The 18,969-nt window shown below is 51.2% G+C and carries 21 protein-coding genes, 1 pseudogene and 1 riboswitch; of the genes and pseudogenes, 5 read left to right on the top strand and 17 right to left on the bottom strand.

The window, feature by feature from the left end:
* Positions 1–248 precede the first annotated feature (248 nt).
* The 4 genes from PVA01S_RS21575 (at position 249) to dpsA (ending at position 3,437) form a co-directional block, all read left to right on the top strand.
* Positions 249–455 (top strand): DUF1657 domain-containing protein, encoded by a 207-nt coding sequence (locus tag PVA01S_RS21575; RefSeq protein ID WP_029197844.1) that lies wholly within the window; start codon positions 249–251, stop codon positions 453–455.
* Positions 456–540: 85 nt separating this feature from the next.
* On the top strand, positions 541–1,995 hold the full coding sequence (locus tag PVA01S_RS21570) for a phospholipase D-like domain-containing protein (RefSeq protein WP_127609458.1): 1,455 nt from the start codon (positions 541–543) through the stop codon (positions 1,993–1,995).
* 164 nt (positions 1,996–2,159) lie between these two features.
* Complete coding sequence (locus tag PVA01S_RS21565) at positions 2,160–2,474, top strand: YunC family protein (protein WP_021624005.1); 315 nt, start codon at positions 2,160–2,162, stop codon at positions 2,472–2,474.
* A gap of 36 nt (positions 2,475–2,510) precedes the next feature.
* Positions 2,511–3,437: a dipicolinate synthase subunit DpsA gene (dpsA, locus tag PVA01S_RS21560; protein ID WP_127609455.1), complete on the top strand. Its 927-nt coding sequence runs from the start codon at positions 2,511–2,513 to the stop codon at positions 3,435–3,437.
* A gap of 677 nt (positions 3,438–4,114) precedes the next feature.
* On the opposite strand, the gene PVA01S_RS21550 is transcribed toward dpsA, so the two are convergent.
* From PVA01S_RS21550 to PVA01S_RS21520, 7 genes and pseudogenes are all read right to left on the bottom strand, one after another.
* Positions 4,115–5,617: a hypothetical protein gene (locus PVA01S_RS21550; protein ID WP_127609453.1), complete on the bottom strand. Its 1,503-nt coding sequence runs from the start codon at positions 5,615–5,617 to the stop codon at positions 4,115–4,117.
* 32 nt (positions 5,618–5,649) lie between these two features.
* A pseudogene (locus PVA01S_RS21545) lies at positions 5,650–5,989 on the bottom strand (DUF6075 family protein).
* Positions 5,990–6,235: 246 nt separating this feature from the next.
* Positions 6,236–6,481 carry a hypothetical protein gene (locus PVA01S_RS21540; RefSeq protein WP_244933011.1) on the bottom strand — a complete coding sequence of 82 codons (246 nt, stop codon included), beginning with the start codon at positions 6,479–6,481 and terminating at the stop codon, positions 6,236–6,238.
* A gap of 519 nt (positions 6,482–7,000) precedes the next feature.
* Positions 7,001–7,088: riboswitch (cyclic di-GMP riboswitch) on the bottom strand.
* Positions 7,089–7,496: 408 nt separating this feature from the next.
* Positions 7,497–9,824: a VirB4-like conjugal transfer ATPase, CD1110 family gene (locus PVA01S_RS21535; RefSeq protein ID WP_127609451.1), complete on the bottom strand. Its 2,328-nt coding sequence runs from the start codon at positions 9,822–9,824 to the stop codon at positions 7,497–7,499.
* Positions 9,817–10,188 (bottom strand): PrgI family protein, encoded by a 372-nt coding sequence (locus PVA01S_RS21530; RefSeq protein ID WP_244933010.1) that lies wholly within the window; start codon positions 10,186–10,188, stop codon positions 9,817–9,819. Before PVA01S_RS21530 ends, PVA01S_RS21535 begins: the two co-directional genes overlap by 8 nt.
* Positions 10,189–10,206: 18 nt before the next feature.
* Entirely contained in the window at positions 10,207–10,536 is a 330-nt protein-coding gene (locus PVA01S_RS21525) for a hypothetical protein (protein WP_127609449.1), read from the bottom strand.
* A gap of 25 nt (positions 10,537–10,561) precedes the next feature.
* The gene (locus PVA01S_RS21520; protein WP_127609447.1) at positions 10,562–10,750 is read right to left on the bottom strand and encodes an aspartyl-phosphate phosphatase Spo0E family protein; all 189 of its coding nucleotides are present in this window, start codon (positions 10,748–10,750) and stop codon (positions 10,562–10,564) included.
* 161 nt (positions 10,751–10,911) lie between these two features.
* Here PVA01S_RS21520 and PVA01S_RS21515 point away from each other — a divergent pair, with 161 nt between their 5' ends.
* Positions 10,912–11,163 carry a helix-turn-helix domain-containing protein gene (locus tag PVA01S_RS21515; RefSeq protein ID WP_127609445.1) on the top strand — a complete coding sequence of 84 codons (252 nt, stop codon included), beginning with the start codon at positions 10,912–10,914 and terminating at the stop codon, positions 11,161–11,163.
* Between the two features lie 21 nt (positions 11,164–11,184).
* Here PVA01S_RS21515 and PVA01S_RS21510 read toward each other — a convergent pair whose 3' ends face one another.
* The 10 genes from PVA01S_RS21510 to PVA01S_RS21465 form a co-directional block, all read right to left on the bottom strand.
* Entirely contained in the window at positions 11,185–12,024 is an 840-nt protein-coding gene (locus PVA01S_RS21510) for a VirB6/TrbL-like conjugal transfer protein, CD1112 family (protein WP_244933009.1), read from the bottom strand.
* A gap of 121 nt (positions 12,025–12,145) precedes the next feature.
* Entirely contained in the window at positions 12,146–12,445 is a 300-nt protein-coding gene (locus PVA01S_RS21505) for a glutamyl-tRNA amidotransferase (RefSeq protein WP_459558732.1), read from the bottom strand.
* Positions 12,446–12,450: 5 nt separating this feature from the next.
* Entirely contained in the window at positions 12,451–14,220 is a 1,770-nt protein-coding gene (locus PVA01S_RS21500; RefSeq protein ID WP_127609443.1) for a VirD4-like conjugal transfer protein, CD1115 family, read from the bottom strand.
* Positions 14,207–14,395, bottom strand: coding sequence for a hypothetical protein (locus PVA01S_RS21495; RefSeq protein WP_127609441.1), 189 nt, complete (start codon positions 14,393–14,395; stop codon positions 14,207–14,209). Before PVA01S_RS21495 ends, PVA01S_RS21500 begins: the two co-directional genes overlap by 14 nt.
* 47 nt (positions 14,396–14,442) lie before the next feature.
* Positions 14,443–15,354 (bottom strand): zincin-like metallopeptidase domain-containing protein, encoded by a 912-nt coding sequence (locus tag PVA01S_RS21490; protein WP_127609439.1) that lies wholly within the window; start codon positions 15,352–15,354, stop codon positions 14,443–14,445.
* Positions 15,351–16,319 carry a PcfB family protein gene (locus PVA01S_RS21485; RefSeq protein ID WP_127609437.1) on the bottom strand — a complete coding sequence of 323 codons (969 nt, stop codon included), beginning with the start codon at positions 16,317–16,319 and terminating at the stop codon, positions 15,351–15,353. The genes PVA01S_RS21490 and PVA01S_RS21485 overlap by 4 nt, the downstream gene beginning before the upstream one ends.
* A complete protein-coding gene (locus PVA01S_RS21480; RefSeq protein ID WP_127609435.1) occupies positions 16,228–17,652 on the bottom strand; it encodes a relaxase/mobilization nuclease domain-containing protein in 1,425 nt (474 codons plus the stop codon). The genes PVA01S_RS21485 and PVA01S_RS21480 overlap by 92 nt, the downstream gene beginning before the upstream one ends.
* 18 nt (positions 17,653–17,670) lie before the next feature.
* On the bottom strand, positions 17,671–18,036 hold the full coding sequence (locus PVA01S_RS21475) for a plasmid mobilization protein (protein WP_029197861.1): 366 nt from the start codon (positions 18,034–18,036) through the stop codon (positions 17,671–17,673).
* Between the two features lie 282 nt (positions 18,037–18,318).
* A complete protein-coding gene (locus PVA01S_RS21470; RefSeq protein WP_127609433.1) occupies positions 18,319–18,636 on the bottom strand; it encodes a type II toxin-antitoxin system RelE/ParE family toxin in 318 nt (105 codons plus the stop codon).
* Positions 18,614–18,904: a type II toxin-antitoxin system Phd/YefM family antitoxin gene (locus PVA01S_RS21465; RefSeq protein ID WP_127609431.1), complete on the bottom strand. Its 291-nt coding sequence runs from the start codon at positions 18,902–18,904 to the stop codon at positions 18,614–18,616. Before PVA01S_RS21465 ends, PVA01S_RS21470 begins: the two co-directional genes overlap by 23 nt.
* Positions 18,905–18,969: the final 65 nt, after the last annotated feature.

Raw genomic sequence — 18,969 nt, 5'->3', positions numbered from 1 at the left:
GGCTGAACCGATTTCACAAATGGCCGATTTATACCACCCCGTTCACTGGAAACATACCTATTCTTTTCCTATCTATGTTGGGCTGTACTTGCTGGCTTCAAGCATTGCCAAGAAGGGCATAGATTGCGGTAAGTCTTTTCAGGAAGACTCTAACCCCTGACAATAGCCAATCATCAAATTTTACCATTCATTAATTTTCTGACGGGTTGACATATTATATACGGATGCCATTTCAGGAGGTGATCAACATGACGGTAGCTTCTCAAGTGAAAACAGCTGTAGCTTCATTAAAAAGCGCGCAGGCCAGCTTTGAACAGTTTGCGTTAAATACACAAAACCAGCAGGCCAAAACCACGTTCACAAATGCAGCGCAACAGACACAAAACATCATTGACCAGGTCACTCCACGGTTACAACAAATTGAACAGGAAGAACCGCAGTATAAAGGTTTCTAAAAAAGGCCATGCCGATCTCTTCTCGGCATGGCTGCCCCTTTATCTTTATTCCCTCGTAGACGACAGGATTGGGAGGCTGATTTTCTTGGCATGGATAGCAGGATTATGGCTAGTAAATACGGCACTATTGATCATCATTGCGGTTCGGGAGGTGCGCCGCCCCGCCAAAGCGTTGACTTGGATATCAGTCGGACTAGTATTACCGATTATCGGATTCGTTTGTTACCTGTTCGTCACGAATCCTGTGAAAATGCGGAGGGACAAGCTCGTTTCTTCGCACAATAGCCCGATATCATTACCCCCAGAATATGGTCACTCCGCATTTGTTATCGCTCGGGCTTTGCAACCTTTGTCTGTCAGTGGCCTTCGTACCGGTTACGTCCAAATCCTCACGAACGGGATGGAAACCTACGGAAAACTCCTTCAATCAATACAGGCCGCACAAAAGTCAATCGATCTGGAATATTACATATACCGGAATGACCATATCGGTAAACGTATCACAGATGTGCTGATTGAACGGGCTCTATTCGGTGTAAACATTCGTTTTATTAGGGATGGCTGGGGAAGCCGGTCGTTTCCCAAACATGTGATTCGCCGGATGATAGAAGCAGGCATTGAATGCAGGACCATCTTTCCCTTGCGATTCCCCTGGGTATTATCCAACTTGACATACCGGGATCATTGCAAGATCGTCATCGTCGACGGTAAGGAAGCCTTCATGGGAGGAATCAACGTTGGGGACGAGTATACCGGAATGAAGCCGGATGTCGGTTTTTGGCGCGACACTCATATGCGGTTAACCGGCGAAACAGCGGATGATGTGAAAGCCGTTTTTGAGGCTCACTGGAAAATGGCGTCACCGGACATGCTCCATTCAACGAGAAAGGCAAAATTTATCCCTGAATCGGCTCAACTGTCAGACGATAAAGCCATTCATCCATTTCCAACCGGCAAAACAGAACGATCCGGATACGGATGGGAATGGGGATCGGAGCTGGGAACGATGGAAGGCACCCACATGGGAAAAGCTTCCCTGTCCAAGGATTCGCATAACGTCTATATACAGATATTCGAAGGCAATCCCGGGCTGCCTACTCCGATCATTCGGGAAATGCATTTCATCTGCCTGACTCAGGCGACCCGAACCATCGACGTGACCAACCCTTATTTTATACCCGATGCGGATATCATGATGGCCATCAAAACAGCCGCGGCGCGTGGCGTTCGAGTGAGATTACTGGTGCCGCGCCAAGTGATTCCTAAAGTTGCAGGAGCTGCAAGCCGTACGTATTATGGCGAACTCGTGGAAGCAGGGATCAATGTGTTTCAGTACAACAAAGGGGTATTGCACGCCAAAGTCATGATTATCGATGGCGAGATTGCCGAAGTGGGTTCTTCCAACTACGATCTCCGTAGTTACCGTTTCGAACGGGATCTCGCCGAGGCTACTCCATATCGTTTGGAAGATCATATGCATCGTACTTCTTCCGAGCGCATGCTTGATCAAGCAGCGCGTTTGTTATCTCCTTTGTTATAAATCTCAAAAATTACATGGAATTGAATCGAAGTCCAATTTACACATGTATATGGCGAAAGGGGAGAAGGCTTCCAACGAATACAAGTAATATCGGATTTGGGCAACAGTCTATGGTGCAAATATCACGCCCGGCATATAGTGTAAAAAAAGGAGTTGCATCATAGATGATCATGATGAAACCGATTGAAGTTGAAGGTCATCAGGTTATAAGTATCGAGGTCGCCCTGCCCAAAACAACACTTCTGGCCATCACAACCGATCACGGATATATCATGTGCGGAGCGCTTGATATTCGTTTGTTAAATGAGAAATTAAACGATCGCCGCATTGTGGCAGGACGCGCAACCGGGGTACGAACAATAGAGCAATTGCTGGATGCCCCACTCGATATGGTGACCACAGAGGCGGAATTACGCGGAATTTGCCCTGGGATGAAAGGAGCAGATGCGCTTTTAAAGATGGTAAACGAGGTTAGTTAATTTTAAATCCATACTTAAGGAAAGTAGGGGGATTTTTTGTTAACGGGTCTGCATATTGTTTTCCTTGGAGGCGATGCCCGACATCTTGAAATCATTCGGTCATTCACAGACCTGGATGCAAATGTTGTGGTAATCGGTTATGAAGATTTGCACGAACAACTTCTTGAAGTTCAGCATTCCAAGCTTACGAGGGAGGTGCTTCGCTATGCTGATGTATTGATATTACCGGTTGTCGGTACAGACGACCATGGCAGAGTAGAGTCTTCATTTTCATCTGAAACGTTATTGCTGAACAAGGAATATATGTCTTGCTTGCCGAAACACGCAAAAGTCTGTACTGGCATAGCCAAGTCTTACTTGAGGAACCTTTGCGTGGAACTAGGAATAGATCTGATTGAATTATTCAGCAGGGACGATGTTGCCATATACAATTCCATTCCCACTGCGGAAGGCGCCTTATTGATGGCCATTCAACATACGGACATTACCATACATGGTTCCTGTTGTATGGTGCTGGGTTTGGGGAGAATCGGTCTTACGCTAGCCGGAATGCTTCAGCGCCTGGGTGCACACGTCAAAGCGGGGGTGCAGAAACCGGAGCAGTTTGCACGTGCATGGGAGATGGGGATTGAGCCGTTTTATACGAAAGATTTGTACGATGAAGGCGTAAATGTGGATATTATTTTTAACACGGTTCCGGCGCAAATCCTTACTTCTCGTGTTTTAACCCGCATTCCGCATCACGCAATCATTATTGATTTGGCTTCCAAACCTGGTGGGACTGATTTTCGTTTTGCCGAAAAACGTGGAATCAAGGCCTTGTTGGCACCAAGTTTACCGGGATTGGTCGCGCCAAGAACGGCTGGACGTATATTGGCGAGAACGTTATGTCAATTGATCCAGGACGAACGGAGTCAAGATCGTGAGCAAATGGATTCACTTGCTTTTTCTTCCGGGTTATGAGATCGCGAACGCTGTAAAACGAATTATTTAGAGAGGCGTCATTACTTGTTTATACTTCATCAGAGAGGCCGGCAAAAGCCGGCCTCCGTCTATTTCCGTAAGAATCGGATAATGAAGCGCGTGGTGGATCGGCTCTTTCGTAGATCAGAAGTCGGTTTCCAAGGCCAGAGTTCGAGGAACCTCCAAGTTAAGCTGGTCTCAATAACCCCCGCAGAAGAATTCTCTGAACACTCGGCATTACAATCGATCGTAGGGCAAGTATTGCAGGATAAAAAGAATTACTCGGGAATACTCGTGCAAGCGAGGTTAGATGGCAAAGTGCGATCCATGAATGATCACCGGGACGAGACAAATAGGCTACCAGAAAAAGTAAGTCAGGCAGCCTATTTGCTCTAAATACAAGGAGGGGACTGTACCCCACCATTAGTATATATACCGTGGAGGTTGTATAAGTACAATTATCGAGTTGGAACGAGGTCCGATCAGTGCTGATAGATAAAAATTCTTCGAGGTAAACTTTATCAAATATCGTCCAAAATATGATAAATAAGGTATATTTTTATTATACCTGACCGGCTTTCGGTTGGCTGTACGGGTCGCCTAGACGGGTCAGCGCCAATTGGACGGCTTCACTGCCCAGTTTTGCCTTCAGGCAAATGCTATTGAACCAATTCCAGCTACCACGTCGTCAAGTCACTAACCATATCCTTGCCAAGTATTGCAAGCATCTGCGGGCGGAACTCTGCGGACAGCAATTCCTTCATCAAATCCATTTGTTCGTTTGTAAAATGGTATGCCTCTGCTTGTTGCTCCGCTTTTCTGCCATTCACGGTAATATGTAAAATGCGCTCATAGCTTGTCGTCGTCTCTTCGCTGGAGCTTCCGTCCTCATGCTGCACCGTAACTGTTTCCGTATGTTCAATCGTTTCAACATGGGATTCCAACTGATTCATCTCCCAGAACACCTCATGGAGGATACCGATTCTTGTTGAATCAAGCGTAACTACATCCATTCCGTTTTCTGTATCCATGACCGTCTTCACCGCAAATACGGCTATAATGTCCGCCCAATTATCGATTCGCGTGTTATCTGCACTATCAGTATAATGGATCTCCACTCGGTCTACGTTTCCAGCGAATTTCTGTATTTCTTCCAGCTTTGCCTCAAATTCAGCGTCCATCTCTTGAACGATTTGAGAAAGCGGCTTTACATCAGCATCCGTATTTTCGCCGGATACGAAAATACCAAATGGAGAGGAAATAACGGCGGCTATCGCCATTACTATGCACAGCAATACGATCACTGAACTACTGATCCCCAAAAGCGCCGCCAATCCTTTGACAAGCATCGCGGCGGCTCTTACAACCATTTTAATAATGCGAAGATTCAGTCTCGCGGCAGCTTGTGCCCTTTGAAGAGTGCGGCGGGTTGCCATCGCCATTTGCGCAGCCCGCTTGGCTGTCTCGACGGCGTTCATTTTCAGTTCCGCGCGATCAACCTTTTGAGCCTGTCCTAGCCGCTGCCCCGTTTTAATATATGGAGACAATATTTTGTATGTTCGTTCTTTCCTCTTGATCGTTTGACCTGCAATTTCAGACACGAGCGCATTTCGACGAGGCGCACGTACATTTGCTGTATGCGATGGCGCATCGGCGCGCGTCTTTTTCCCGGCTGGTTTAACTACTTGTTTCGGAGCCGGGCTGGGAATCCTGTCTTTGCGAGAACGATGCGAAAGCCGGGCATTGGCCCGGCTCCGTATGAAGCGTTGTTTTCCTGATTGTTGATCTGAATGCAAGAGATATCTGCCATCAATCGGCTTACGAAGACGAAGCCTGCGAGCTTGACGTGATGTAGGCGTAACCGAAGGCTCAGGCTTCGTTTCAACGGGTTTGTTTCCTGGGACAGTATTTCCATTCGGTAATGTCTGCTTTTTAAGAATGTGTCGAATCAATCTGCTGCTGACACGCATGCTCATTCCCATTTGAGTTCGCACCATTTTCTTCACGGTCGATTCGGAGCGGTGCTGTGCATATGCTGCGGGAGTTTGACCATGCGCTTTGTCATGTTCTGTCTGCCGCTCAACGCGAAGCCTTAAACGATTCACGCGCTTCATCGCTTTGGGGAGCTTGTCCAACTGTTTGATGTCCCTTACCACAGTTCTCATTTTGATTTTCTTCATTATCCGATTCCACTCCCGTCACAAGCGGCCATTTAGCGAATTTGCTCCGTCCGCCGTTTGAAAATCTGATCATGACTGCGGCAAAATTCCGGATACCGAAGGTAGATCGCTTCATAAAAATAAGGGGCGTAACCGCATGCAAACAACTCGTTAGGAGCGGAATAGCGTTCCGCGCCTTCTTCCGTCCAGCCGTTCCACAGATTAAAGGCAAGTCGGCTCACGCGAATGGAACTGCTCGTTTGCCAAGAGGCCGCGAGCCCTTCGGGCTTAATCGAACAAATCGCGGATATGCTTGCGGGTTTCTTGGGAAATTCCAAGCGTATAGAAAAGTGCCCGGTGGTAGCTGTCGCTGTTTTTCCTTTCATTCAACATCTGATAGTAAAAGCCTTCGTGCTCTGCATCGTAATATCGACCAGGATTCATCCTTACATGCCTCCCTCATGAAAAATGAGCGGCTGGCAACAACCAAACCAGCCGCCGTCGTAACAAGTTCCTCTACCTATCAGTTCACTTTAGCAGCAAAATCGGACCCTCGAACGAACCGAGATTCACATATTTTTGAGAATGCGCTCCATTTGCTTCAAGCCACGCTCAATCGACTTGCGAACCGCCCGCTCATTAACCTGCTCTGCCTCGGCAATCGCCACTTTGCTCTTCCGGGGAAATCGAAAAGAAAAGCGCATCATGCTCGATCCCGTCGTTCCGATCCAACGAGTAGTACGCCCGATGGCGATACGTGCGCAGTCTATATGCGTTATCCTTCAAATCAAAACGGCGGATTTCCTGCGCCACTTCTTCATCGAGATCGACCCACACGTCCGTTTTCAAAAAGGGATACATGTCCCGTAAATTCATTCGTTTCATTCTCGTCCCTCCGTTCTGGTTTGTTGGCAAACCAAAACGGAGGGAGGAGAGCGGCAGCCGACGCTACTTAACAAACGCTGGCGTATAGCTTTATGAAATGCAAAAAAGACTTTGCCGCAGCGCAAACCAGCGCTCAATCGCGGCAAAGTCCCAAAGTGAATTACATTGATTGATTCGTAGACAAACCCGTAGACAGCTCATCAAAAGCTTGCATTCGGCTATTGCATGCGACAAAGGATACTGCATACCAATGCCCCTCCTCACATGGCAACACCATCTCGTGAGGAAAAGTCTACTTGTCTGGTTGTCGGTGTTGTCATTCGTTGGTTAGTTGTTAGCTCAAATCAAGCGCTCCTTTGCTTTCGGGTTTTGCTGTGTTCATCTTTTCGCCACTTGAAGCGTCCATGACCACAAATTCCATATTCGTTGAATTAGAAGCTCTTCATCGTTCTCAAAACTCATCCCCGGTGAACGACAAAAAGGACACCGCCTATATCGGCAGTGTCCAATTGCTGTCGATAGGGCAACCCGGCGATCATCGCATTAATATGCATTAGACCCGTGGCTTTGCGTCCCTGTCTTTCGAGCAGGTTTGCCATTTTTCCTAATTGTTCGACTGCATCTGTCTACTTCTACTCCTTTTAAGTCGCAACGTCTACAGTATGTTACCTATCGTTGCTATCACTGCTCTGAAATATCGCTCTTTAATCCCCCCCTTTGTCGAACAATTGCAAAATTCTAGATGCTACATTGCATACAATTCGACACATAGTGCCGATTTCCCTCTATTTCCCATGATTTCCACGGGAGAAAGTACCCAAATACCGACTCGTGGTTTAGTCTTAAAAGCGGTAAGTAACAACCTTATTATGAAGACCCTAGTTCACCGATCCCGGTAAATAAGGACTAGGCGAAAACCAAATATCGTCATGGAATTTTTGACCTGAATCACATCAGGTCTTTCAAAAGGGAATTTTGTTAATTATTTCGAAACGCAAGCCCGCGGCTACATTTACTATTGCTCCCCAAGCTTCGTCGTCATTAGCCGATACAGCTTCGTGTTACGCGGGAACTTGTCGGTGAACGGCACGAGGGAGCTACCCACCTTCATCAACCCGTTACCGGCATCGACGTTCGTGATGTAGGAAAGCTGCAAGTCCGAAATGTTCAATAGCTCCGCAAGCTCCATCCGGTCGGTGCTGGCCTGATTCAGCATGACGATGAACTCGCTGTTCGCCAGCATTGTGCGGGCGGTGTGGCTTTGCAGCAGATCGTCAACGTTCTGCGTAATGCCCGTACAAAAAGCGCCATACTTTCGGACGCGCTTCCAGAGCGTGAACAGAAAGTTGGCGCTATATTCGTGCTGGAACAGCAGATAGATTTCGTCGATGAAGATGAAGGTATTCTTGCCCCTCGCCCGATTTTGCGTAATCCGGTTCAGGATGTTATCCAGTACGACCAGCATGCCGATGGGCAGCAGTTGTTTGCCCAAGTCGAGAATGTCGTAGCAGATCAGTCGGTTATGAACATTGACGTTGGTTAGCTGAGCGAACGTATTCAGACTGCCGGATGTGAACAGTTCAATCGCCAGCGCGATGTCGTGCGCTTCCGGCTCCGCTTGTTTGAGCATTTCCGCGCGGAAGTCCTGCAATGTCGGCGGCTCGCCTTTGTAGTTGCTCTGCAAATATTTGCGGTACACGCTGGCGGTGCAGCGGTCGATGAGCGATTTTTCTTTCGCGCCAAGCTGATGTCCGCCGATCAACTGCTCGCATAGCGAGAGGACGAATTCCGACTTCAAAATAATCGGATTCGCGCCGTCGCCGTAGTCGCAGTTCATGTCCATCGCATTGATATGATTAGGCGACGTGGCAGAGATGTGAATCGTCTCGCCGCCCAGCGCGTTCACCAACGCGGAATATTCGCGTTCCGGATCGATCAGAATGATGTCGTCGTCGCTCGCCAGTATCTGGTTGACGATTTCCCGTTTGGCGGTGAAGCTTTTGCCGGAACCGGATACGCCGAGAATGAAGCTATTGCCGTTCAGCAGTTGCTTGCGATTGGCGACGATCATGTTTTTGCTAATAACGTTTTGACCATAGTAAATGCCGCCCGGTTGCATGATTTCCTGCGCTCGGAACGGGATGAACACAGCCGTGCTTTCGGTTGTGAGCGTCCGCAAAGCATGCACTTTCCGCAAACCATAAGGCAGTGCGGTGTTCAGCCCATCCATTTGCTGGTACGTCAGCGTGGCTAACTGGCACAAATGCTTGCGGGCGGTGGTCAATAGAGCCTCCGTATCACTATCCAGTTGTTCTTTGCTTTCGGCGACATGCACCATTGTGAGCAATCCAAACATCATCCGCTGGTCGCGGGTAGTCAGGTCGCTTAGGAACTCCTTACTCTCCTTGCGCTGCTGCTCCATGTCGTAAGGAACGACGGCGGAGAAATTGTTGTTGCGATTTTGTCGCCGCTGCCAATTCGTAATGTTCGTCTCCACGCCGAGCAGCCGGTTTTCCACCTCGCGGACGGCTTCGTCGGTCGGAATCGGGATGACATCGAGCGAGAGCAGCAAGTTGCGGTTCAAGTCGCAAAGCTCCGCCACCATGCTGTCCTTGATGTAGCTCGCGTATTCCCGCAAGAAGATGACGCGCCCATAATAGTTCCCCATCCGGAAATGATCGCTCGCAAACTCGAACGTGTCCGGGCAAATGTAGTCTTTGAAGTGATGCCCTTTGCGCATCGTTTCCAGCAGATCAAATCGAAAATTCGCTTCCTCGCTAATCCTAAAAAAGTCATGGAGAATGCGCAGGCGGTCAGTGGCATCGAGTTCTGTACATTTGGAGCCAAGACGAGAGAAGTGCGCCATCAACTCTGTGCCGACCCTTGCGAAATAATTGCGGGCTTCGTCCACGTTCTTTTTCACGACGGAAATGGTGATGTATTTCTCCTGAATCGTGCCGTTCGCGCCCGTCGCTTTGCCAAGCAACATATCGTTATATTCCCGCCGATACATATCCAACTCGTCCTCGCGAAGCGGAATGAGAATGGAGCTTTCCACGTCCGCCTGATTGAGCCTCCGATTATGAATCGTGATCTTCGTTGTTGCGCCGCTGTCGAACGAATTGAGCAGATCGGAGTAGGAGAGGAACATGGTTTCCTTGTCTTCCTTGGACGCAACGGCGTAGTTGATGTCCTCGAATCGAAACGACTTGGAAAATTTGTTGCCGACAGCAAAAATCCCGTCCGGCCAAATGGCGCGGATCGGGATCGCTTGTTGAACGCTTTTCGGGATGACGAACGGTTCCTTGTCCTGCTTGATCGTGCGCCTGAGCGTCTTAATCATTGCGCTTCATCCTTTCTTGCCCGCGCTGGTGGATACCGCTTCGAAGCGCTTCGTAATAGATGTTCGTCGAGCGGAAGACCAAGCGTCTTGGCATAAGGAATTCCGATTTTACATACGCCCACAGCAGTTGCTCAGCGGTCATGCCGTGGTACTTGATGAAACCGAGCGCGGCGCAGGGCGCTGCCCCCAAAATGCACATCCAACTGAGCGTTTCCAATCCGAAGTGACTGCGCAGTCCAAAATAAAGCCCAATTGCCGCGACGACCGCCAACGCAGAAAAAAAGAACTGCCGCAAGGACAGTCCAAAGTACAAGCTTTCCGTATAATCCCGGATTTCCCGGTTGATTTTCACTTCCACTTTCATCCCTCCTGGATGAGCAATCTACGCCTCAGGATCGTTTCGATCAGATTCAACCGGTGTTTCATCATCAAACAAAACAGAAGGACTCAATAAGGCCACGGCAAGCTGTATGCCATCCTTCATCCCTTGCAAGTATAACCATTCATTCATAATCGCTTGCTTAAAATGGTGTTTGTCCTCCCATTCTGCAAACTCAGGCATGCGCCCAATGTCCATGCCTGCAAACAAGACTTGGAATGCCTTGCTTTCTTCAGCACGAATACGATTCAATTCAGGGTTATATTCGATTCGAGCAGAAACATCATCCAATCGGCCTTGTATGGCTTGCCGAAACCACGGTGGAAAATCCATGACCACGCCTCCCCCCAACCAAGCTCTAACGATGCTCAGACTCCCACTTAACCGCCCTGTGACGATAAAAATGGATAATCAATTCGTCAACCTTCCGGCTTTGGGCCTGAACGGCTTCATTTTCTCCAAGCGGGATTCCTTGCTCAAGCGATTTTTGTCCCAGTTCATTCAGCCTTTGCTTTTCTGCCTCAAAGTGTCGCAGTAGCTCCTTCATTTGCTATCCCCTGTCTCCTCTCATAAGAGCCTCCTGACTGTACTGGATCAATTGATCGCATTTTTAATGCGAAAATCGGTTTATTTCATTTTAATGCGATATTCGCATTAAAACAATGCTGTCCTCGCATACAATTTGGATTAAATGAGAGGTGACAGCGAATGAAGCACCGAAAGGAGCCGCCGGGTGACAAAAATATTATTGGCACACGAGTTGTCGCAATCCGAAAGGCCAAGCGAATGAAGCAGAAAGAATTTCTCGCCAGATTGCAAACGGCGGGACTCGACATCAGTCCCACCAGCCTTTCGCGTCTGGAAGGTCAGTACCGGCTTGTTCAGGATTATGAGGTCGTGGCGATTGCTAAAGCGCTGGATGTTTCCGTCCGGGAATTGCTGGGCGAAACGCCGGAGTGATCATACTTTTAATACTATCATTTACAGCCCCATCATTTCCCGCACGACACGATCCGCCATCTTCACCGTGCCGACGAGAACGAGCATATTAAAAATCAACTCCCCGATATACGTCCACACCATCGTAACCGCGCCCGCGCTTTCATCAACTGCCGGGGGAGCGGCGGCAAAGGCAGAGTAAATGATACAGGCGAGTACGATCACCGCCCCTTCCAAGCAAGCCGCCGCATACCCTTTCAGAAACGACTTGCCAATGCTTTGACTCGGCTCCCCTGCAAAGCTGGACAGCGGAACAGGGGCGAGCGCCGTATACAAATAGATGCGGAAGAAGCGCCCATACACCGAGAGAATCATGACAAACGACAGTACCGTAATAAACAGACTTCCGAGCAGCGTCACAACCCACAGCGGAATGCTTTGCCAGAAGCCAACATCCTCAATCGCTTTGGCAATCTCGCTTGGCAGGTTCAACGCTTCTGTATTCCCGAAGCCGGAGCGGCGCATCATCGTGGAAATGATGCCCTGTACGATGCTGAATAGCACCATCATCAATTCCAGTCCGTAGGTGACGACCGCTTTGGCCAGCACGAAGCGAATGAACAGCTTGACCGCCAGTTCGGGCCGTTTTAATTCGGCGATATTCCCCGCTGTCCGCACGACGCCGATTACGAAGAACAGCACGAGCAGCGCCAGTCCCGTCGCCTGCAACGCGCCATGAATGTCGGTGATGACGCGCCAGATCCCGCCGCCTTTGAAGTCTGCCGGAGACTGCGTGACGAGTTGCCAAACTTCATGCATTTTCTCATCCCACGTATCCAGCGCATTTTCGAGGTTGTCATTAATCCAACTGTTTTTCGCCACAGGCTCACCTCATTTCGCAAAAAAAGGGGAATAGACAGCGGCGCCGTCAATCCCCACCTGGTTGTGTTCTGTCTGAACGCCGTTCATTCGCTAAACGGGTCGCACAGAGGATAGAGCGAGTTTATCCCGCAATCAGCGTCAAAATCTCTTTCGTAAACGTGATGATTACCCCGCCCGCCAGCGTCAGAAAACCGTTCGCCCGCTGAGAAGGGTCGTGCGACTTGAGCGACAAGCCGATCTGGACGATACCGAAGCCGAGAATAATCATGCCGATGGCGCGGATCAGACCGAAAATGAACGTGGACAAGTTGTTGACCGTCGTCATCGGGTCGCCTTCGGCGTAAACAGTGGAGACGAAGACGGTTCCCATCAATACGAGCACCATGTACAGCGCGAACAGCTTTTTCAGGTTGCGTTTCAAAGTCATCATTCCTTCCGCAAAAGTTGTTGTTCCAGTTCTTCCTCCGATAGCAGCTCGTACTCTCCGTTTTCATGCAAGGTGACCGCTCGCCAGTCGATGGCGTGTTCCGTCCCGCCATGCTGATAAGGCTGCTCGCTGCCGTCGGTCGTGAGCGCCACATGCGGATGCCGGAGCAGTTTGTACTTGTCGTCCTGCACCGGGCGCTCGCCGCGAATAAAAAGTAGAGCATAGCGGTTGTCAAGCAGCCGCACTTCATCCGGCGTAAGCAATTCGCGGCCAGATTGCTGGTAATTGATCGAGTAGCTGCCGCTGCGCCCCTTGCTTTGACCGTAAGTGTTCGTGTCAATCGTTTCTTTGCCGAGAAGTTCGGAGACGTATTTGTGCGTGGATTGCTCATTGCCGCCGAGATACAGAAACGTGTCGCAGTTGCCGACAATCGATTCCCATTCATCCTTGTACAGCGCTTTGAGCTGTGCCAGATTTTGCAGGATGATCGAGACGGAAATTTCGCGGCTGCGCATTGTCGAGAGTAGCTTGTCAAACTCTGATGGCAATGCACAGTTGGCGAACTCATCCATGACGAAGTGGACATGCACCGGCAGCCGTCCGCCATGCCGATAATCCGCCTCGTACATCAGACACTGGAAAAGCTGTGTGTACAGCATGCCGACGATGAAATTGAAGCTGCTGTCGTTGTCGGGAATGACGGCAAACAGCGCCGTTTTCTTTTCGCCCATTGAAGACAACGCCATCTCATCAACCAGGCTCATTCCCGCGATGGTGTGCAAATTGAACTTCTCCAGCCGCACGCCGAGACCGATCAAGATCGACTTGGCTGTTTTGCCCGCCGCGAGCTTGAAAATGTTGTACTGCTTCACCGCCAAATGCTCCGGGTCTCGCATCGCCAGCCGCTCAAACAACTCATCGAGCGGGCTTTGGTACGTTTCATCTTCTTCGCGCACTTCGGCGGCGGCGATCATCTCCATCACCATCGGGAAGTTTTGCTCCTCCGGCGGCGCTTCGTAGAGCAAATACAAGATGAGCGCTTCGAGCAGCGCCGTTTCAGAACGTTCCCAGAATGGGTCGTTCGTGTTGCTGCCTTTGGGCGTGGTATTGCGAATCAGATTCGTGACGAGCTTCAGCACGTCTTTGTCGTCCTGCAAATAGGCAAACGAGTTATAGCCGTGGGAACGATGCGGATTGATCAAGTCCAGCACCTTGATGTCGTAGCCTTTGGCTCTGAGCAGGTGTCCCGTATCGCGTAAAATTTCGCCTTTCGGATCAAGGACGACAAACGACGTGTGCGCTTGCATGACGTTTGGCTTGGCATAAAAGCGCGTTTTGCCCGCGCCAGAACCGCCGACGACAAGTACATTGAGGTTTCGTCGATGCTTGCGCCCGTCGAGACCGATGCGGACGTGGTCGGTCAAAATTTTGTTTTGCTCCGGCGGCTTGCTCTGATATTTGGCGTTGATCTGCTTCGCTCGCCCCCAGCGGGCGCTGCCATGCTCCTCCCGACGGCGATAATTGCGCGGGGAGGAGAGATAGATGCCGACACCGAGCGCATAAGCAAGCGTGAAGATGAACAGACATCGCGGCGTATCGCTCACCCAACGAATATGAAATGGTTGATGGATCGCCAAGCTAAGATGCTGGAGCATCGCCGGGAGCCCGCCGGACAGGGCGGGCGCGGTCAGCAGCGCCACCCATACGACGAAAACGAAAAAAACCGCAAAGAGCAGCCAATCGCTCCTTGCGGTTTCAACGCGCCTCATGATGTCCTCGGCGTTTACGGTTATTGTACGGTGCAGCAATCGCTTTGAGCAGCAAATCGTCTACGGCATCGGTGGGACGCTGCTCGCCGATCAGATCATTCCGCAGCATATTGAGCGCGCGTACCACGATGCCGTGCTCATAGTGATCCAGGCAGAGAATCCGTTCTTCTTGCATAGGCACTCCCCCCGTAAAGATGATTTGGCGGACTTCTGTTGGCGTTCCTACCTTGCCTTGTCCGTCCGATTCGGTTGCCGCTGTTGTTGCTGCACCAGCATCCGATTCATTCGGCGAGCGATCTCATGCGTGGCATCCTTCATCGCCGTCAGCTCTGCGCGAACCTGCTGCGGTTCTTTGTCCTTCAGCTTTTCCGGGGCACGTTGAAAACGGAAGGACGATGCTTCGACGCCAAACTTCTTGCACAGCATGTACGACGCACAGTACGCATGAAAGGCGTAAGCGGAGCGGCTGTAACGGTTATCGCCGCGTTCAAGTTCTGCATGAGCTAGCTCATGCGCGAGCGAACGGAAAATATCCCCGGCCTCCATGCCGCGACGGATGACAATGCTGCGCGTATCCGGCTGATAGAGCGCCTGCACGTCCGACGGAAGCGTATCGCTCATCGCAATCGGAACGGGGGAGCGATCCATGAGCGCCTTGATGCGCGTTCGCTCATCCCACGGCTGCGGTTGCTCCCGCTTAGGACTGGCGGTCGTCTGGGCGATGTCGAACATCTTTTTCGGATTGTAGCTGATGCCTTTCGTGCCGTCTTCACGCTCATATTCCTCTCCAGGCTCCAGGATGTAAAAGCCCGTTTCCTTTCGCCGAATGTACACGCCTTGCTCCTTCCATGTGTCGAAGTCGGCAATGCGCGTCGCTTCCGGTCGCTGGACGAGAATGAGCAGCGCATTGGAGACGCTGTAACGGTCAAAACGGCTTTGCACGTCCAAATATTGCCGGAACTGCTCGCCGTTTTGCGCGATGCCTGTCGTGGCAGCATCAATCGTGTCATACGTCCATTGTCTGAGCTCCTGCTTCCTCTGCGCCCACGCTTCCTTATCGAACGGCTGCTCGGAGGCGTTCGCGATGGAGCGGTCGGATGCCTCCTGCCGGAACAGATCGTCGAAGCTGCTCATTTGGCTTTACCTCGCTTTCCCGCAGATTTCGGCTTGTTCGTCTTCGTCCGGCTTGTCTTCACTTGCGCCGCCTTCGTGCTTTCAGCTTGGCGCTCGCTCCGTTTCGGCAACGATGGCTCCCTGTCTGGCTGACGGCGTTCCTTTTCCGCTTTGCGGTTTTCTTCCCGAAGCTCGCGGAGCAGTGCGCGAATCGACTGCCGCTGTGGCGCTGCCTGCTGCCCGGCTTCAGTCGTAGTACCCCTTGCGGATGCCGCGCTGCGCTCTGAGATAGGCTCGGACGGATGGGGCCGCTCCATCGTCGCCGTCTTGGGGTTTGCGCTGTCGCTCGCCTTGGACGATGGGCGCGTCGGTTCGTCCGGCTGCGGCGCGCTTTGCGTCTGTTCGGGATGCCGCTCGGTTTGCGCCGCTTCGGGACTGCCCATCAGCTCGTCCAAAAAATCGTCCACGCTCCTTTCCGACGAAGCACCTTCGCCCGTCGCGCCTTGCTCCGACTTCTGCCCCGATTCGGGTTGTTGCGGTTGTTCCGCCGCTTGTTCGTCAACCTGTTTCTTGGCGCGTGTTTTTTCAATCTCACTCTTGATGCTCGCCGTATCGACCGTCGCCAGCTTGAAGCGCTCAACGATGCGGTTGATTTTCGATGCGTCCTCGGCTCGCACCATCACGTCGCACAAACCGTCTACATTCTTTTTGTCCCGCAGCGCGCAATACAGGACTCCATACCGCTTCGCTTCCTTGCAGAAGGTGGAGAGATCTTCATTTTTGACCGCGAATACCTTCAGTTCCTTGCCGCTACGGAGCAAGCTTTCCAATCGAATGCTGCCCTTCGTCCGCTTCTGTCCTTGCAGTGCGGCAAACAAATAAACCGCCAAATGCTTAGCGCCTTCGCCGGAAATCTTGGCCATCACCTCGATGCCCCGCAGGCTCATGCTCACCACCTGATCGGCCGCTTCGGCTCCACTGCTCATGCCTGTCCATCTCCTTTCGTGACTGCTTCTCCTGTAGCTCGCTCGCTTGAAGCTTCGTCCTCATTTCATCGGATCGGGCAAGAATGCCCTCACACAGCCTCACCTCCTTTCGCAGTCGGGCAATCTGCTTCGACAACGCGGCAATATGCGCCTTGTAAGCTTCGATCTGAACGGCATCGTTCGCGCGGCGGATACGGTTGTAGAGCGTTTTGCGTTCGCCGCAAAGCTGGCTCATCTCTTGCTCCGCAACGGACGAAAACGCTAGAAGCTGCTCCTTGCTGGAAATACGGTGCTGACAAAGCAGCTTCGTCTGTGAGCTGATGGTCGCCATATGCCGCAAATCCTCCCGCAATAAAAAAGGCGTCCTTCGGGAGGACGCGCGTCGAGCGGGCAACAAGCCCATTTTGTATAGATAGCGAATGTACAACGCCTGCAACCCGCTGAAACGTCTGGTAGATTGGAGCGTTCCTTTATAAACGACACGTCTGCGTCGCGGCTTAGGTTCAGGCTGTGGGCGACGGGGGAGACGATTCCGCAAAATGCGTTGTTTCAGCGCTTCCTCGGTATAGTCGTCCCCAAGGCTGCGCAAACGAACAAAGCGCTCCTTGCCTGAAGGACGTACCGCGAGATGCTTGACGTTTGGCTTCACCTCGTAGCCTTGCTTCTGCAATGCCACGATAAATTGCGTCCACGTCATGGAACCCGCTAACGCCTGATCGACATCGGAGCGGATGAGTCCCCGCCATGTCGGTTTGTTTTCCTGATCGGCTTTCCATTCGCCATAGTGCTTGGCTTTACCCGGTTCTAGATGATCGATCACTGACAGCGCATGCTCTCGGCACAGCCGATCTGACGTTTGCCGAAGCAGGGCGTAGGACGCTTTGTTGTCGTAGTAGCGTTTGCCGTCCAGAAAAGAAACGGAGTTTAGCACAAAATGATTGTGCAAATGCTGCTTGTCCAAGTGGGTCGAGACGATCACCTCGAAGCGCTCTCCCCATAATTCCTGCGCCAGCTTCACGCCAATGGCATGCGCCATTTCCGGCGTCGCTTCACCCGGCGCGAATGCTTGGTACGCATGAAACGCCACAATGCCGTCCGTTTTCTGAAATTGCCGTTTCGTCCGTTGCATCTGCTCGTAGGCGGTCAGCGGGTCGCAGTTAATGCCGCTCACAAATAATTGCTTCTCCGTTTTGTCGCCGTCTCTCGCGTAAGCCAGCACTTGATGTAAGCTTTGCTGTTCCGCTCGATCTATTGCGGTTTTTTCGGGATTGGCGGCGTAATCGATAACGCGCTTCAATCGGTCGGCGACATCCCAAATCGCCGTCGTTGCCATGCGTCACACCTCCTTCGTCTACGGCGGATGCGCCTCGGGATTCGTGAAGTTCGGTTCGGCTATGCGTTCGGGTGAAGTTACTGCCTGCTGGATATGCTGTACCGCGCGGCGCAACTGATCGGCCACCTGCTGAAACGCCGCCCGATCCAGATGCCCTGTCGTATGCGCCTTCGCCGCCAGTTGATTGAGATTATTGCCGATAGCGTGAAGCTGACGCATCATCGCGAAATAATCCGGCGGCGGGAGGGGCTTGGGTACATAGCCATTGATGAGCGAACGAATATACGCCTCCTGCGATAGCCCCGATTTTTGGACTTGGCTGGCAAGGTGCGCGTGTTCTTTTTCATTCAACCGTACCAGAACCGAAATCGACCGCTTCCTCAACTTCGATCACCCCCTTCAAAAGTCGGCTTCATGAAACGAGTCGCCGACGCGATAAACAACCAATCTGAAACCCATTCGGTCACCGAAACGATAGCGTTGCGACGCGGGGTCTTAGGGGCAAAGCCCCTAACAAGCGAATTTGGCTATCCAAATTCAGTGCTTGCTGCAACACGAGACATCCGTCTCGCGTCGCCTTCAAGGCACCTCCCGGGAAAAAGAGGGGACCCTCAAATACACAAAAAAGACGCCGATCCACTCAGCGTCTTCCTCGGAATTTTTATGTTATCGCACCAACCAGCGGTAATCCTGGCGACAGTCTACAATGAAATCGACATACACGATTTCATCCTGAATTTGATATAACACCAGATACCACTTTTCCACGAACATCTTGTGATACTTGTTTGACGGAATAAATTCCGCTTCCAGAAAAGGATAGCGTTCCGGCATTCGCGCCAAGGAACGTATCGCTTGCAGCAATTCGTTCTTCGTTTTTCGCGCCGCATCCGGACTTTTCTCCGCAAGAAATCGCACATGAGTCGCCAGCATTTGGCGGGCGCGATCGGAAACGATGATCTTATATCGGGGCATCTTTTCCATGCTGCACCTCGTCAATAATGCCCTCCAGGTAAGCGTCCAATTCATCCGGCGTCACACCAACACGGCCCGCCAAACGATCTTCTTGCACAGCTAGCAGTTCTTCGCGCAGCTTTAACATCTTCTCGCGACGGGAGAATGTCTCTATGTCCATCACGACGAGATCGCCTTCACCGTTCTTGGTTAGATAAACCGGTTCCCCGGATGTTTTGCATAGATCGGCGATTTCATTATAGTTTTGCCGGATACTGGCGGAAGGTTTGATAATCATCTAACTCTCTCCTTGCATAGCTGTATATTGACTTTATTATACCTATTACATGCTATACAGTCAAT

The sequence above is a fragment of the Paenibacillus validus NBRC 15382 genome, from assembly GCF_004000985.1.
GTDB lineage: Bacteria > Bacillota > Bacilli > Paenibacillales > NBRC-103111 > Paenibacillus_G > Paenibacillus_G validus.
This window is presented reverse-complemented; position numbering and strand designations above follow the sequence as displayed.